Source organism: Acidovorax sp. NB1, from assembly GCF_005405905.1.
Taxonomy (GTDB): Bacteria; Pseudomonadota; Gammaproteobacteria; order Burkholderiales; family Burkholderiaceae_C; genus Acidovorax.
Genome location: NZ_BJHU01000013.1, coordinates 181,246 through 195,691, shown reverse-complemented (window position 1 = coordinate 195,691; position 14,446 = coordinate 181,246). Strand labels below are relative to the sequence as shown.

Sequence of the window (14,446 nt, the reverse complement as noted above, 5' to 3'; positions counted from 1 at the left end):
GCCATGGCATCACGCTCTGACACGCATTCCGACAGCACCGTCACAGCCCAGCGTACCCACACGGCGCGCCAGGCCATCACGCCCGAGCTGCGCCGCTGGATCATCGAGCAGGCGCAGGCCGGCCACGCAGCGCCCGTGGTGCTGCAGTCCATGCGCGACGCAGGCTGGGACGAGGATGTGGCCGCCGACGCGCTGGAGATCACGCTGCAGGACCACCTGAACGAGCTGGCGGTGCAACAGGGCCTGCCCTCGGCCGTGCCCGTGCCCGAGCCACCGCTCGATGCATCGCCCTCGCAGGTGGACTGCGGCGACCGCATGGTCAACGTGCTGCTGGCCATGGCCCAGCCGCGCATCGTGGTGTTTGGCAACCTGCTCTCGCCCGAGGAATGTGATGCCCTGATTGCCGACGCCGAGCCCCGCCTGGCACGTTCGCTCACGGTGGCCACCAAGACGGGTGGCGAAGAGGTCAACGACGACCGCACCAGCGACGGCATGTTCTTCCAGCGCGGCGAAACCCCGCTGATCCAGCGCATCGAGGCCCGCATCGCGCGCCTCCTGAACTGGCCCATCGAAAACGGCGAAGGCCTGCAGGTGCTGCACTACCGCCCAGGCGCCGAGTACAAGCCCCACTACGACTACTTCGACCCCGCCGAGCCCGGCACCGCCACCATCGTCAAGCGCGGCGGGCAGCGTGTGGGCACGCTGGTGATGTACCTCAACACCCCCGAAAAAGGCGGCGGCACCACCTTCCCCGACGTGCATGTCGAGGTCGGCCCGCAGCGTGGCAATGCGGTGTTCTTCAGCTACGACCGCCCCCACACCTCCACACGCACCCTGCACGGCGGCGCCCCGGTGATTGCAGGCGAGAAGTGGATAGCCACCAAGTGGATGCGCGAGCGAGAATTCAAATAGAAACAGCCCCTACCGCCTGTCCATCACACCTTTATAGCTATTAAAATAATAGCAAACATTCATATCACCGCACCAGCATGAACACGCCAGAACAATCCCAGCTCGGCAAAACATCGGCCTATGTGGACCAGTACGACGCCTCGCTGCTGTTCCCCATCCCGCGCGCGGGCAAGCGGGCCGAAATCGGCATCACGGGCGCTGCGCCCTTTTTCGGGGCCGACCTGTGGACGGCATTCGAGCTGTCGTGGCTGAATGCGCGCGGCAAGCCGCAGGTGGCGCTGGCGCACATCACCGTGCCCTGCGAAACGCCCAATATCGTCGAGAGCAAGTCGTTCAAGCTCTACCTCAACAGCTTCAACAACACGCGTTTTGCCGACATGGCCGAGGTACAGGCCCGCATCCGCACCGACATCAGCGAAGCCGTGTGGCGCGGCGCCGAGCACCCCGCCACCGTGGGCGTGAAGCTCATCGCGCCCGAGCTGTTCGACCAGGAGCCCGTGCACGAGCTGGACGGCCTGAGCCTGGACCGGCTGGATGTGGAATGCACGCAGTACCAGCCCGCGCCCGAGCTGCTGACGGCCGAATTCAACGCGGGCCCGGTGACCGAAACCCTGACCAGCAACCTGCTGAAAAGCAACTGCCTCGTCACCGGCCAGCCCGACTGGGGCAGCGTGCAGATCAGCTACAGCGGCCCGCAAATCAACCAGGAAGGCCTGCTGCAGTACCTGGTGAGCTTTCGCAACCACAACGAATTTCACGAGCAGTGCGTGGAGCGCATCTTCATGGATCTGTGGGCGCGCTGCAAACCCATCAAGCTCACCGTGTATGCGCGCTACACGCGCCGGGGCGGGCTGGACATCAACCCCCTGCGCACCAGCCACCCCCAGGGCCTGCCGCGCAATGTGCGCACGGCACGGCAGTAAAGGCGCCGCCGGGCGCCTGCTGCGGGTCGGATTGGCAGGACTGCACACGCGTTGAAATGCACTGCGGCCGACCAAGGAAGATCATCGAATCCAGTCGCAGCGCAACTTTTGCGTCCGGTGCGCCCGTGCGCGCCAGGTGACGTAAAGGCTGGGCAACAGCGTGCCAGCCAAGCACAGGGGTGCACCCCAGGGCTCGCCGAAGGCGCAAACGGGCAACCAGCCCACCCAACCCATGAGCCACAACGTCAGCACCAGGTCCCACAGGTGGTATTCGAAAGGGTGATCCCTCCGGTGTGCGACATGCCATTGCTTGATGCGTTGCAGCTCGTTCAGCGTCATGGAAATCTCCTCAGCGTGAGCAGATTTCAATGTAAGTCTGACGTAAGAAATCGTCAAGAAAGGTGACCGTGCAAAATCAGACAGCAGGGTGCACAAAAAAGGCAGCCAGACTATTACAGACAAGCGCTGGCTGCTCTTGTTGCAATAGCGGACGACACTGGCAGGGCGCCCAGAGACCCGCTGGTTTCACATACGAAACACGTCCACTGCACGATTGAGCGTCTTGGTGCGCTGGCTGAGCACCGCGACCGCCTGCGCGGTTTCGTCCACCATATTGGCATTCTGCTGGGTAACGGTTTCCAACCGGATCACCGCCTCGTTGACCTGCGATATGCCCTGCGACTGCTCGTTGGTAGCGTTGGTGATTTCGCGCATGAGGCGCGTGACCTCGCGCACCGACTTCTCCACACTGGCGATGGTGGCCTGCGCCTGAGCCGAATAGTCGGCGCCAGCACCCACTTGCTCAGAGGAGCTGTTGATAAGGTCACGGACCTCATGGGCGGCGCTGGCACTGCGTTGAGCCAGCGCCCTGACCTCGGAGGCCACCACCGCGAAGCCCCTGCCCTGGTCCCCCGCACGGGCCGCCTCCACGGCTGCATTGAGTGCCAGGATGTTGGTCTGGAAGGCGATCCCCTCGATGATGCCGATGATATCGGCCACACGCCGCGACGATCCCGCGATGGCCTGCATCGCTTTGTTGGCGCTGCCCACCGCCACGTTGCCCTGGTGAGCTATATCGCTGCTGCCCTGGCTCTGGGTAGCGATCTGGCGCGCCACACCGGCAGTGTGCTGCACGGTACTGGCCAACTGCTCCATCGAAGCTGCGGTTTCCTCCAGGCTGCTGGCCTGATCCTCTGTGCGAGCGGAAAGCTCATGTGCGCTGGCTGATATGTCCTCGCTGGTGCGCATGAACACACTCACCTCGGCACGAACGTCCGAGATTACCGCCAGCAGGTTGATCTGCACCTGCCACATGCTGCGGGTGAGCGGGCTGAGCACGTGAGGATGAATTTTGGTCATTCCCGCCTTGAGGTTGCACGCCGCCAACGCGGCGGCGAACTCGTCCAGCGCCCCCAAAGGGCGGGCTACGTCTATGTGGAACCACGCCAGCAACGCCGCAGCGCCGACCAAAGACAGTCCCGCCTGTACCGCCACGGCGGCGCCGCCGCTCAGTCCCAGCAAAGCAGGCACAAAGCCCAGGCCCATGGCAAGCACCACGCCCAGAGCCAGGCGCTGGGTCATCGTCATGCGGTGCAAGCGCCCCGGCAGGTCGCGCCAGCCTAATCGGCGCACACGGCCAGCATGCAGTTTGATGGTGGAGTGCCCAGAACTACGCTCCTGCGCAATCTTGGCGTACAACGCCTCAGCAGCCACGACCTGATCGCGCCGCGGTTTGAACCGCACCGACATGTAGCCCACGGGTTTACCGTTGTCCAGAATGGGGGTGACGTTGGCTTCTACCCAATAGTGATCGCCGTTGGCGCGCCGGTTTTTGACAATACCCGACCATGGCCGCCCCCGACCAATGGTGGCCCACATATCCTTGAAAGCCTCCTCCGGCATGTCCGGGTGCCGAATCAGATTGTGAGGCTGTCCCATCAGCTCGTCGTAGCTATAGCCGCTGACCTCAGCAAACGCGGTATTGCAGTGGGTGATGCGGCCTTGGGCATCGGTGGTAGACACGAGGAGTTGGTCGTCTGGATAAGCGTACTCGTGTTGCGTAACGGGAAGATTCACTCGCATGAAAGTTGTTCGGGGAAAGCAGTCGAACGATTTTGCATGCGCACGAAGCATCCAGCCTTATGGCGTACCTTCCGAAGATGCTCAGCCAGCGCAGTAGTTGAGGCGCGTCAATTTTTGGGTTGCAGCTGTATCTTCAATGCGACATGGCGCCGATGCGGTCGATACGGGCCATGGCATGTGCAGCGGTTGGGCCGCGTTTTTCAGCGGAACAGTTCGCCGGTCACCGAAGCTGGAGGGATGCGTGCCGCAATCAGCACAGGCTCCTCACCCATGCGCGCCAGAGAGCTGGCACGCACCCCCAGCAACCGCAGACGCCTGTCCAAAGGCACGCGCTTGAGGCATTGCCCTGCCAACTGGCGGATGGTGGCGCCATCGGCCGTGTAGGTGCCCGCCGTGTGGTCCCGCGTGGCGATCTTGAAGTCGTCGTAGCGCAGCTTGATGCCGATGGTGCGCGCCACATAGCCCTTGCGCTGCAGGTCCTCTGCCAGACGCATACACAGGTCGGTGAAGATCGCGCCCAGTTCCGCCTTGTCGCGCACGGCGTGCAGGTCGCGGTCGAAGGTGGTCTCGCGGCTCATGCTCACGGGCTCGCTCTCGGTCACCACGGGGCTGTCGTCGCGGCCCCAGGCCACGCGGTGCATCCAGGCGCCGGTGGACTTGCCAAAGTGGCCGATGAGCCACTGCGGGTCCTGCGCCGCCAGCTGGCCGATGGTCTCGATGCCCAGGCGCGCGAGCTTCTCGCCTGCCTTGGGGCCGATGCCGTTGACCTTGCGCACGTTCAGGGGCCAGATCTTTTCCTGCAGGTCTTCTGCATAGACGATGGAGATGCCGTTGGGTTTGTTGAACTCGCTCGCCATCTTGGCCAGCAGGCGGTTGGGCGCCACGCCAATGGAGCAGGTCAGCCCCGTCTTGTCGAAGATGCTTTTCTGGATGAGCCGCGCCAACACGCGCCCACCCTCGCGCTGCCCGCCGGGCACGTCGGTGAAGTCGATGTACACCTCGTCCACACCCCGGTCCTGCATCACGGGGGCGATCTCGGTGATGGCGGCCTTGAAGGTGCGCGAAAAGCGCCGCACCTCGTCAAAATCCACCGGCAGCACGATGGCCTGGGGGCAGAGCTTGGCCGCCTTCATCATGCCCATGGCCGACCCCACGCCAAACTGCCGCGCGGCATAGGTGGCCGTAGTGATCACGCCCCGGCCCACATAGTCCTTGAGCAGCGGGAAATCTTCTACAGGAATAAAGCGGCGCTCGCGCTCCTCGGTGCCATCCGGACCGCGCAGCAGCAACTCGTCCACCTTGCGCCGCCCGCCGCCAATGACCACGGGCAGGCCCTTGAGCTGCGGGTAGCGCAGCAGTTCGACCGACGCGAAGAAGGCGTCCATGTCGAGGTGGGCAATGCGGCGCAGCTTGCCCCCGGTCTGGGCCGGGGTTGCGGGGTCGCTTTCAGCAAATTCAGATGCGGGAACGGTCACGCCCGCTATTGTGCGCGGCGGTGTGACAGCCTGCTGCCACACCGCGCCCACCCCACTCCCCGGCGCTATCGCCAGGTCGCCATCACTGTTTTGCCAACGCCGCTGTGCGAATGCCCTGCAGCGTGCCCGTGGGCGTGATCGCTTCGGGGTCGATCAGGCAGTGCAGCACGCTGGGCAGCCCACTGGCGCGGGCGCGGGCCAGGGCGGGGGCGAAGTCTTCGGTGCGCTCAACGCGCTCACCATGGCCGCCGAAGGCCTGGGCATAGGCTTTGAAATCCGGGTTCTTGAGCTGCGTAGCGCTGATGCGGCCGGGGTACTCGCGCTCCTGGTGCATGCGGATGGTGCCGTACATGGCGTTGTCCAGCAGCACCACGATGATGGGCAGGCCGTACTGCACAGCCGTCGCAAACTCTTGCCCGTGCATCAGAAAGTCACCATCGCCCGCAAAGATCACCACCTCGCGCTGCGGCCACAGGCGCTTGCCGCCCACGCCTGCGGGCAGGCCGTAGCCCATCGACCCGCTGGTGGGCGCAAGCTGGCTCGCGTAGGTGGTGAAGGACCAGAAGCGGTGAATCCACGTGGCAAAGTTGCCAGCGCCGTTGCAGAAGATGGTGTCGGCGGGCAGCACTTCCTTGAGGTGCTGCATCACCTGGCCCATCTGCAGGTTGCCGGGGATGCGGATGGGGGCCGTGTCGCTCCAGGCCAGATATTCGGCATGGGCGGCTTCTGTGTGGGCCTTCCAAGACACAGCCGCCGTGGGGCGCACCGCATTGAGCGCCGCAGCAAACGCCTGGGGTGTGGCGTGGATGGCTTGCGTGGGGCGGTAGAGCTTGCCCAGTTCATCCGCATCAGCATGCACATGCACCAGGGGCTGTGCGGGGGTAGGAATGTTGAACAGTTCGTAGCCCTGCGATGGCACTTCCGACAAGCGACCGCCCACCACCATCACCAGGTCCGCCGCCTTGATGCGCGCCAGCAGCTTGGGGTTGACGCCCAGGCCCAGGTCGCCGCCGTAGCAAGCGTGCGTGGCCGGGAACAGCATCTGGCGGCGGAACGAGCAGTACACGGGAAGGGACCACGCTTCGGCAAACGCGGTGAACTCGCGCACCGCCTGCTCGGACCAGCGGCTGCCGCCCAGAATCGCCACTGGATTTTTGGCAGCTTGCAGGCGCTGCGCCAGCTCGGCCATTTGCGCGGCGCCGGGGTGCGTTTCCGTCACCTGGTAGGGCAGCGCATCGGCCACGGTGGCGGCCTCGGTCAGCATGTCTTCGGGCAGCGCCACCACCACGGGGCCGGGGCGGCCCGAGGTGGCGACATGGAATGCGCGCGAGATCAGCTCGGGCACACGGGCCGGGTCGTCAATCTGCACCACCCACTTGGCCATGGTGCCAAACACGGCGCTGTAGTCCAGCTCCTGAAACGCCTCACGCCCCATGGCGTTGCGGGCCACCTGGCCTACGAACAGGATCATGGGGGTCGAATCCTGGTGCGCAATGTGCACACCGGCCGAGGCATTGGTGGCGCCCGGCCCGCGCGTCACAAAGCAGATGCCGGGCTGGCCGGTGAGCTTGCCCTGCGCCTCGGCCATCATGGCCGCGCCGCCTTCCTGGCGGCACACGGTCACGCCGATGTCTGCATCGTGCAGGGCATCGAGCACAGCCAGGTAGCTTTCGCCGGGCACACAAAAGAGCTGCTTCACGCCATGGGTGATGAGCTGCTGCACCAGGATCTGTCCGCCGGTGCGGGGGGTGAGGGAAGTCGGGTTCATATCAACGGTATCGGATCAAAAATTCAGAACAGCGCCTGGCAGGCGCGCTGGATGCGCGCGCAGGCTTCTTGCAAATCAGCGGTAGAGGCTGCGTAAGAGATGCGGAAGTACGGCGCCAGCCCCAGCACCCCGCCAGGCACCACCGCCACATGGTGCTCGCGCAGCAAATAGGCGCAGAAGTCGGCATCGGTGCGCAGCAGCATGCCGCCGGGCGTGGTACGGCCCAGCACGCCTTCACAGCTGGCAAAGGTGTAGAACGCGCCTTCGGGCACACGGCAGCGCAGGCCGGGTGAGGCATTGAGTGCGGCCACCACCAGATCGCGCCGGTCCTGGAACGCTTGGCAGCGCTCGCGCACCACGTCTTGCGGCCCCGTGAGTGCCGCCACGGCAGCCGCCTGGCTGATGGATGAAGGGCACGACGTGGCCTGGCTCTGCACCACGGCCATGGCCGCAATCAGCGCCTTGGGACCTGCACCGTAGCCCAGGCGCCAGCCCGTCATGGCATACGACTTGGAGACGCCGTTCACCGTCAACGTGCGATCGCGCAGTGACGGCAGCACGGCAGCAGGCGTGGCAAACGCGCGGCCGTCATACAGGATGTGTTCGTAGATATCGTCCGCCAGCAGCCACACCTGCGGGTGGCGCTCCACTACCTCGAGCACCGGCCGCAGTTGCTCGGCACTGTAGGCCGCGCCGCTGGGGTTGGAAGGCGAGTTGATGAACACCCAGCGCGTGCGCGGCGTGATAGCGGCCTCCAGCTGCTCGGGGGTGATGCGAAAGCCGTTGGCCTCGGTGCAGGGCACGACCACCGGCACGCCGCCCGCAATCAGCACCATGTCGGCGTACGACGTCCAGTACGGCGCGGGCAGGATCACCTCGTCACCGGGGTTCACCGACGCCATCAGCGCGTTGTAGAGGATCTGTTTGGCGCCTGCACCGGCTGTGATTTCGTTGAGCGCAAAGTCCAGCCCGTTGTCGTGCTTGAACTTGTGCTGGATGGCGGCCTTGAGTTCGGCCGTGCCATCCAGCACCGTGTAGTGCGTCTCCCCCCGCGCCATGGCTTTTTGCGCGGCCTCCAGGATGTGGGCTGGTGTGTCGAAATCGGGCTCGCCCAGGCCCAGCACGATCACGGGCTGGCCCTGGCGCTTGAGCTGGTTAGCCTCTTGCGTCAGGCGCACAATTTCGGAGACGCCGATGGCGCCCAGGCGGTCGGCCGCGCGGAAGGCTGTGGCGAGGATGGGAGCGTTCATTGCTGGTAGGTCTCCAGGGGCTTGTCGTTGGGGGTGGCAAACAGCTGGCGCAGCGTGGTGCCCAGCGGCAGGTTCAGGCTCATGTTCTTGGGCGGAATGGGGTTCACAAACCACTTGGTGTAGATCTTTTCCATCTCGCCGCTTTGCATGAGCTTGGTGAGCACACCGTCCACCGCGGCCTTGAAGGTTGGGTCGTCCTTGCGGAACAGCAGGGCAATGGGCTCAGCGCCCAACGGCTCGCCGACGATGCGGTAGGCCGAGGGGTCCTTGGAGTTGGCAATCATCCCGGCCAGCAGGTTGTCGTCGAGCACAAAGGCATCAGCGCGGCCGGTCTCCAGCAGCAGGAAGCTCTCGTGGTGGTCCTTGCCCAGCACGGTCTTGATGGGGGCGCCACCCAGTGCGCGCTCTTGCTTGCGCAGCAGCTGCACAGCGGTGGTACCGGTGGACGCCGCAATGGTGCGGCCTGCCAGCTGGCTGATGGATTTGAGATCGGAGTCCTTGCGCACCGCCATGCGCACTTCGCTCACGTAGGTGGTCACCGCAAAGGCCACTTGCTGCTGGCGCGCGGTGTTGTTGGTGGTGGGACCGCAGCCAATATCCAACGTGCCGTTTTGCACCAAGGGCAGCGTGTTCTGTGCCGTCACCGCCATGTATTCGAGCTTGGCGTCGGGTGCGATCTCCTTGAGCACACGCTCGCACAACTCGACGTGGTAGCCCACGTATTTTTCATTCGCGCCCAGCGCATAGGCCATGGGCGGCGAGGTCTCGCGCACGCCCAGCACGGCCTTGCCGCTGGCCTTGATCTTCTCCAGCGTGGGCTGGGTGACCGTCTGCGCCTGCGCAGGGGCTGTGGCCATGCAGGCCAGGGCCAGGCCTGCAGCGAGCGCAGTGAAGGTCTTGCGGGAAATTGCCATGTCGTTGTCTCCGTATGTGTTGTGATTGGCAGGTTGAGAAAAGGGCGAGGGAAAACTGGCAGTAACGATAGCGCTCAGATCACGTTTTTTTCGAGCAGCGGCGCGTTGCGCGCAATGCGTTCGATGGACAGCGGCGACAGGTCCAGGCTTTGGTAGCTGCCCGTGAGCAACAGCTCGGCCACGCCCCGGCCCACAGCGGGGCACTGCTGCAGGCCGTGGCCCGAAAAGCCGTTGGCAAACACCAGGTTGTCGCACGCCGGATGCAGGCCCACGATGGCGTTATGGTCGAAGGTGTTCATCTCGTAGTAGCCCGCCCAGGCGCCCTGCATGCGCAGTGCCTCAAAGCCCGGGATACGCTCGGCCAGGGTGGGCCAGATGTGGTGGTCAAACGCGTCGTACTCGGGCTCCAGCGGGGCAAAGTCGGCGTCGTTGTCCGCATCCGGCGCAAAGCCGCATATGAAGCCTTTGCCTTCGGGCCGCAGCCAGATGCCGCTGGTGTCGATGAGCAGAGGGCAACCCGGCAGCGCGGCGGGGCTGGCGAGGTTGAACACCGTGCGGCGCTTACCCACCACGGGCAGATCCATGCCCGCCCAGCCTGCAATCGCCGCAGCCCAGGGGCCAGCGGCATTCACGGCATAGCGGCAAGGCAGCACGGTGCCGCTTTGCAGGCGTACCGCGTTTACGTGCAACACGCCATCGCTGCTCACCGTATCCAGCCCCACAGCCTCGTCGGCCATGTAGCGCACGCCCTGGCTCTGCGCCTTTTTGCGCAAGGCCGTGAGCAGCAGGTAGCCATCAAACCAGCCCTCCCCCAACATGCCCAGTGAGCCCAGCACCACATCCTGCAGCGCCAGCCACGGAAAGCGCTCTGCCAGTTGCTGCGGGTTCATCAGCGCCACATCGGCGCCGTGCTGCTTTTGCAGTGCGTGGTTCTCGCGCAGCGTGGCTTCGCCCGCCTGGGTGGCCAGGTACAGGTAGCCGCCTTCGTGCAGGCCGATGTCGGGCACATCACCATGGCACGCCAACAGTTGGCCCACGTTGCGCAGAAAGCCGATGCCAAACGCCGAGATCTGGATGTTGATATCGGTAGAAAACTGCTGGCGGATGGAACTGGCCGACAGGGCCGATGAGGCACGGGCGTACGTCGGGTCGCGCTCGACCACCACCACCTCGCAGCCCGGCTGCTGCAGCGTGAGGAAGTACGCAATCGCGCTGCCGATGACACCACCGCCAATGATGACGATGGGGTGTGGGGCCTTAGCGGTCAACATGAACGGTGCCAGCAGCGCGTGGCTTACACGTCAAACGTCACGCCCTGCGCCAGCGGCAAAGCGGTCGAATAGTTGATGGTGTTGGTGGCCCGGCGCATGTAGGCCTTCCAGCTGTCCGAGCCCGCCTCGCGGCCACCGCCGGTTTCCTTTTCGCCACCAAACGCGCCACCGATCTCGGCGCCGCTGGGGCCAATGTTCACGTTGGCAATCCCGCAGTCCGAACCGGCGGCCGACATGAACTGCTCCGCCTCGCGCACGTTCAGCGTGAAGATGGACGACGACAGGCCCGCCCCCACGGCGTTGTTCATGGCAATGGCTTCGTCGATGCTGCTGTACCGCACCACGTACAGAATGGGCGCAAAGGTTTCGTGCAGCGCGGGGCCTTCGTGCTTTTGCAGCTCGACCAGCGCAGGGCGCACGTAGTACGCATCGGCACCGCCGATGCCTTCCACGCGGCCACCACCGTGCACCGTGGCACCCAGCGCACGGCTTAGCTCCAGCGCCTTTTGCATGCCGTCAAAAGCCATGCGGTCGATCAGCGGGCCCACCAGCGTTCCGGGCGTGCGCGGGTTGCCCACCTGCACATTGGCGTACACCTTGGCCAGCTGAGGCACCAGCTGGTCGTAAATGCTTTCGTGCACAAACAGGCGGCGCAGCGTGGTGCAGCGCTGGCCTGCCGTGCCCATAGCGGCAAAGGCAATGCCGCGCAGTGCCAGGTCCAAATCAGCCGTGGGAGCCACGATGGCCGCGTTGTTGCCGCCCAGCTCCAGAATGCCGCGCGCAAACCGCGCTGCCAGGCGCGGGCCCACGGCGCGGCCCATGGCGGTGGAGCCTGTGGCCGAGAGCACAGGCACGCGGGCATCATCCACCAGCACCTCGCCAATGTCGCGCTGGCCCACGATCAGCTCCAGCAGGCCTTCGGGCGCATCGACGCCAAAGCGTGCAATGGCGCGCTGTGCAATCGCATGCGTGGCCAGGGCGGTGAGCGGGGTCTTTTCCGAAGGCTTCCACACCACCGAGTCACCGCACACCAGCGCCAGCGCGGCGTTCCACGACCACACGGCCACGGGGAAGTTGAAGGCCGAGATCACGCCACACACGCCCAGCGGATGCCACGTTTCCATCATGCGGTGGCCGGGGCGCTCGGTGGCAATCGTCAGGCCGTACAGCTGGCGCGACAGGCCCACGGCAAAGTCGCAGATGTCGATCATCTCCTGCACCTCGCCCAGGCCTTCGGACGGGATCTTGCCCGCCTCGATGGTCACGAGCAGGCCCAGGTCGGCCTTGGCGGCGCGCAGCTCTTCGCCCAGCAGGCGCACCAGCTCGCCCCGGCGCGGTGCGGGCACATTGCGCCACGCCAAAAAGGCCGCATGCGCGCGGCCGATGGCGGCCGTGGCGTCGGCCGGGCTTTGCTGTGGCACCTGCGCCAGCACCTCGCCCGTGATGGGCGAACGGGCCGCCAGCGTGCCGCCGGTGTAGGCGGCGCGGGGCACGCCCAGGCGTTGCAGCAGTTGATCGACTTCGGACACGAGGGAGGTGGCGACAGAGGTGGCAGACATGGCGGCTCGCAAGGGTGGATGGAGGCGGATAGAAGACAGCAGCGTGGGAGAACACACGCAATGAATGCGCCAATATCCGCCAATCGCGCCGCGCTGGATAGCAAAAAAATGGAACTACTTGATCACAAATCAGAATGAAGTGCCTGAAAATATCAGGACCTTTACCCTATATCCAATGCGCGGCAATGACTCAAAAGGCCCCATTTTTGCTTTCAACCATCATTCCCCCAACGCATAACCTGGCATGACCCTGCTGCGCCGCGCCTTCCTGCCCTCCACCGCCGACCTGCTGGCCTTCGAGGCCGCCGCCCGCCACCAGAGCGTGTCGCGCGCGGCCGAGGAGCTGCACCTCACCCAAAGCGCCGTGTCGCGCCAGATCCGCCAGTTGGAAGAGCAGATCGGCACCGCCCTCTTCCACCGCGTGCGCCAGCGCGTGGTGCTGACCGACGCGGGCCGCGTCTATGCGGCCGATGTGCAAAACGTGCTGCAGCAACTGTCGGCCAGCACACAGAAAGCCATGGCGTTCTCCAGCACCGACGGCCTGCTCAACCTGGCCGTGCTGCCCACGCTGGGCACACGCTGGCTCATCCCGCGCCTGGGTGGCTTCATGGCCCTGCACCCCGAGGCCATGGTCAACTTCTCGGCACGCACTGAGCCCTTTGACTTTGCAGGCACCCCGTTCGACGCCGCCATACACTTCGGCAACCCGCACTGGGCGGGCGCCGTGTGCGAATACCTGATGCACGAAGAAACCGTGCCCGTGTGCAGTCCCACCTACCGCGACCGCCACAACATCCACACCCCGCACGACCTGACGCGCGTGGTGCTGCTGCAGCAAAGCACCCGACCCACCCAGTGGGCCGAATGGTTTGAGCGGGTGGGTGCCCCCACGGCCCTGGCCCTGCGCGGCCCGCAGTCCGAGCACTTCGCCATGATTGCGCAGGCAGCTGTGTCGCACCTGGGGGCGGCGCTGCTGCCGCGCTTCTTGATCGAGCAGGAGTTGGCTGCGGGGAGCCTGGTGGAGCTGTCAGACCAGGTGCTGACCAGCACCGATGCGTATTACCTCGTGTACCCCGAGGCGCGAGCGCAGACGCCGCTGGTGAAGGCGTTCAGGGATTGGGTGGTGGGGGAGTGTGCGGGGCACGGACAGTAACTGAGGTGGGTACGGCCAGAGCCCTTCACACCCTCACGTGCGAACATAGGGGGGGCCACCCTGCGCGAGGATGCGCGGCAGGTTCAGGCTGGTGTGAGTACCATTTCCACGCGGTGCAACCCAGGGCCGTAAAAGTCCAGGGTACAGTCCATTGCCCTGAACCCCTGGTGGCTATAGAAGTCTTGGGTGTGCTGGCTGGTCTCCAGACGAATGGGGGCGCCGGGATGGGCCTGCAGGATCCTTTGGACACGCTGGTGGACCAGTACCTTTCCCAGGCCTCGTCGGTGCAGGTCACGGCGGACCATGCCCCAAACCAGCACCATGCCACCTTGCGCATCCTCGCAGTATCCGCCGCAAGCCACCACGGCCTGCGCCTGCTCCAGAACAAAGTAGTGGCAACTGTTCTCCTCCAAGAACTTCACGAAATAGGCACGTTCGGATGGATCAAAAAACGGCGGGGTGTTGCTGTCAAAGATTTCAAGACAGCCCGCTGCATCCCCAGGGGAACAGGGGCGAAAAACTGGGTACATGGGAAAAGGCTGGTTTCAAGTCTCAGGAATATCAGGTAGCTGCAGGTCTGCACAGCGGCAATCGTCGGCGTCTTGCACTTGCTCTCACATCGGCAGCGGCTCCATCACCATCTCGTGCCAAGCAAGTCCCGCATGGCCAGAGGCCGACGGCCTGACATACCGGTAGCCCATGCGTTCATACAGACCAACATGGCGCTCCCTGCACATCAGATGAATACTGGTCTTGCCCCGCTCTACCATCCCGCGGACAAACCGCTCCATCATGCGACGGGAGTAGCCCTTACCCTGGTGCACGGGATCCACCGCAACAGACATGATGACCACGTGCGACGCAGCAGGGTCATGACCCACCAACTGCTTGAATGCATCATCCGCCATAGCAACCTCGTGTGCGCAGCCGCTGTTGATGAAACCCACCACCTGCCCCTCCAGCTCCATCACCAGGAAACCTTCGGGATAGTCGGCGATGCGCTTCGTTATCTTCTCCAGCGTCGCCGCCTCGTCACCGCCGTACGCAGCCGATTCGATCTGAAAGCAGCGCTGCGCATCGCAGGCGATGGCGTTGCGAAAAGGGGAGCAAGCAGAGGAGGCAACAGACATGGTGGAGGA

Annotated in this window: 13 protein-coding genes; 3 read left to right on the top strand and 10 right to left on the bottom strand. The window is 64.7% G+C overall.

All coding sequences use genetic code 11. The features are described from left to right. Positions 1-3 precede the first annotated feature (3 nt). Both AvAM_RS05620 and queF read left to right on the top strand, forming a co-directional pair. Positions 4-912: a 2OG-Fe(II) oxygenase gene (locus AvAM_RS05620; protein WP_137746162.1), complete on the top strand. Its 909-nt coding sequence runs from the start codon at positions 4-6 to the stop codon at positions 910-912. Positions 913-989: 77 nt separating this feature from the next. Then, on the top strand, positions 990-1,835 hold the full coding sequence (gene queF / locus AvAM_RS05615) for an NADPH-dependent 7-cyano-7-deazaguanine reductase QueF (protein ID WP_137746161.1): 846 nt from the start codon (positions 990-992) through the stop codon (positions 1,833-1,835). Positions 1,836-1,916: 81 nt separating this feature from the next. Here the strand turns inward: queF and AvAM_RS05610 are convergent, their stop codons facing one another. The 8 genes from AvAM_RS05610 to AvAM_RS05575 form a co-directional block, all read right to left on the bottom strand. Then, complete coding sequence (locus AvAM_RS05610) at positions 1,917-2,174, bottom strand: hypothetical protein (RefSeq protein ID WP_137746160.1); 258 nt, start codon at positions 2,172-2,174, stop codon at positions 1,917-1,919. Between the two features lie 186 nt (positions 2,175-2,360). After that, the gene (locus AvAM_RS05605) at positions 2,361-3,857 is read right to left on the bottom strand and encodes a PAS domain-containing methyl-accepting chemotaxis protein (RefSeq protein ID WP_307722877.1); all 1,497 of its coding nucleotides are present in this window, start codon (positions 3,855-3,857) and stop codon (positions 2,361-2,363) included. 260 nt (positions 3,858-4,117) lie between these two features. After that, on the bottom strand, positions 4,118-5,302 hold the full coding sequence (locus AvAM_RS05600) for a DNA polymerase IV (RefSeq protein WP_137746352.1): 1,185 nt from the start codon (positions 5,300-5,302) through the stop codon (positions 4,118-4,120). Positions 5,303-5,474: 172 nt separating this feature from the next. Further along, complete coding sequence (locus tag AvAM_RS05595) at positions 5,475-7,160, bottom strand: thiamine pyrophosphate-binding protein (RefSeq protein ID WP_137746158.1); 1,686 nt, start codon at positions 7,158-7,160, stop codon at positions 5,475-5,477. A 23-nt stretch (positions 7,161-7,183) separates the two neighbouring features. Further along, a complete protein-coding gene (locus AvAM_RS05590) occupies positions 7,184-8,410 on the bottom strand; it encodes a pyridoxal phosphate-dependent aminotransferase (protein WP_137746157.1) in 1,227 nt (408 codons plus the stop codon). After that, entirely contained in the window at positions 8,407-9,324 is a 918-nt protein-coding gene (locus AvAM_RS05585) for an amino acid ABC transporter substrate-binding protein (RefSeq protein ID WP_137746156.1), read from the bottom strand. The genes AvAM_RS05590 and AvAM_RS05585 overlap by 4 nt, the downstream gene beginning before the upstream one ends. Positions 9,325-9,398: 74 nt before the next feature. Beyond that, the gene (locus AvAM_RS05580; protein WP_137746155.1) at positions 9,399-10,595 is read right to left on the bottom strand and encodes an FAD-binding oxidoreductase; all 1,197 of its coding nucleotides are present in this window, start codon (positions 10,593-10,595) and stop codon (positions 9,399-9,401) included. A 23-nt stretch (positions 10,596-10,618) separates the two neighbouring features. Next, positions 10,619-12,154, bottom strand: coding sequence for an aldehyde dehydrogenase family protein (locus AvAM_RS05575; protein ID WP_137746154.1), 1,536 nt, complete (start codon positions 12,152-12,154; stop codon positions 10,619-10,621). A gap of 244 nt (positions 12,155-12,398) precedes the next feature. Here AvAM_RS05575 and AvAM_RS05570 point away from each other — a divergent pair, with 244 nt between their 5' ends. Beyond that, positions 12,399-13,307, top strand: coding sequence for a LysR family transcriptional regulator (locus AvAM_RS05570; protein ID WP_171012147.1), 909 nt, complete (start codon positions 12,399-12,401; stop codon positions 13,305-13,307). 83 nt (positions 13,308-13,390) lie between these two features. On the opposite strand, the gene AvAM_RS05565 is transcribed toward AvAM_RS05570, so the two are convergent. Both AvAM_RS05565 and AvAM_RS05560 read right to left on the bottom strand, forming a co-directional pair. Further along, entirely contained in the window at positions 13,391-13,837 is a 447-nt protein-coding gene (locus AvAM_RS05565) for a GNAT family N-acetyltransferase (RefSeq protein ID WP_137746153.1), read from the bottom strand. A gap of 84 nt (positions 13,838-13,921) precedes the next feature. Continuing rightward, positions 13,922-14,437 (bottom strand): GNAT family N-acetyltransferase, encoded by a 516-nt coding sequence (locus tag AvAM_RS05560; RefSeq protein WP_137746350.1) that lies wholly within the window; start codon positions 14,435-14,437, stop codon positions 13,922-13,924. Positions 14,438-14,446: the final 9 nt, after the last annotated feature.

Bases quoted from the DNA above. Each gene is read 5' to 3' on its own strand.
- AvAM_RS05620 (WP_137746162.1), top strand. From the start codon at position 4: ATGGCATCACGCTCTGACACGCATTCCGACAGCACCGTCACAGCCCAG.
- queF (WP_137746161.1), top strand. From the start codon at position 990: ATGAACACGCCAGAACAATCCCAGCTCGGCAAAACATCGGCCTATGTG.
- AvAM_RS05610 (WP_137746160.1), bottom strand. From the start codon at position 2,174: ATGACGCTGAACGAGCTGCAACGCATCAAGCAATGGCATGTCGCACAC.
- AvAM_RS05600 (WP_137746352.1), bottom strand. From the start codon at position 5,302: ATGGACGCCTTCTTCGCGTCGGTCGAACTGCTGCGCTACCCGCAGCTC.
- AvAM_RS05595 (WP_137746158.1), bottom strand. From the start codon at position 7,160: ATGAACCCGACTTCCCTCACCCCCCGCACCGGCGGACAGATCCTGGTG.
- AvAM_RS05590 (WP_137746157.1), bottom strand. From the start codon at position 8,410: ATGAACGCTCCCATCCTCGCCACAGCCTTCCGCGCGGCCGACCGCCTG.
- AvAM_RS05585 (WP_137746156.1), bottom strand. From the start codon at position 9,324: ATGGCAATTTCCCGCAAGACCTTCACTGCGCTCGCTGCAGGCCTGGCC.
- AvAM_RS05580 (WP_137746155.1), bottom strand. From the start codon at position 10,595: ATGTTGACCGCTAAGGCCCCACACCCCATCGTCATCATTGGCGGTGGT.
- AvAM_RS05575 (WP_137746154.1), bottom strand. From the start codon at position 12,154: ATGTCTGCCACCTCTGTCGCCACCTCCCTCGTGTCCGAAGTCGATCAA.
- AvAM_RS05570 (WP_171012147.1), top strand. From the start codon at position 12,399: ATGACCCTGCTGCGCCGCGCCTTCCTGCCCTCCACCGCCGACCTGCTG.
- AvAM_RS05565 (WP_137746153.1), bottom strand. From the start codon at position 13,837: ATGTACCCAGTTTTTCGCCCCTGTTCCCCTGGGGATGCAGCGGGCTGT.
- AvAM_RS05560 (WP_137746350.1), bottom strand. From the start codon at position 14,437: ATGTCTGTTGCCTCCTCTGCTTGCTCCCCTTTTCGCAACGCCATCGCC.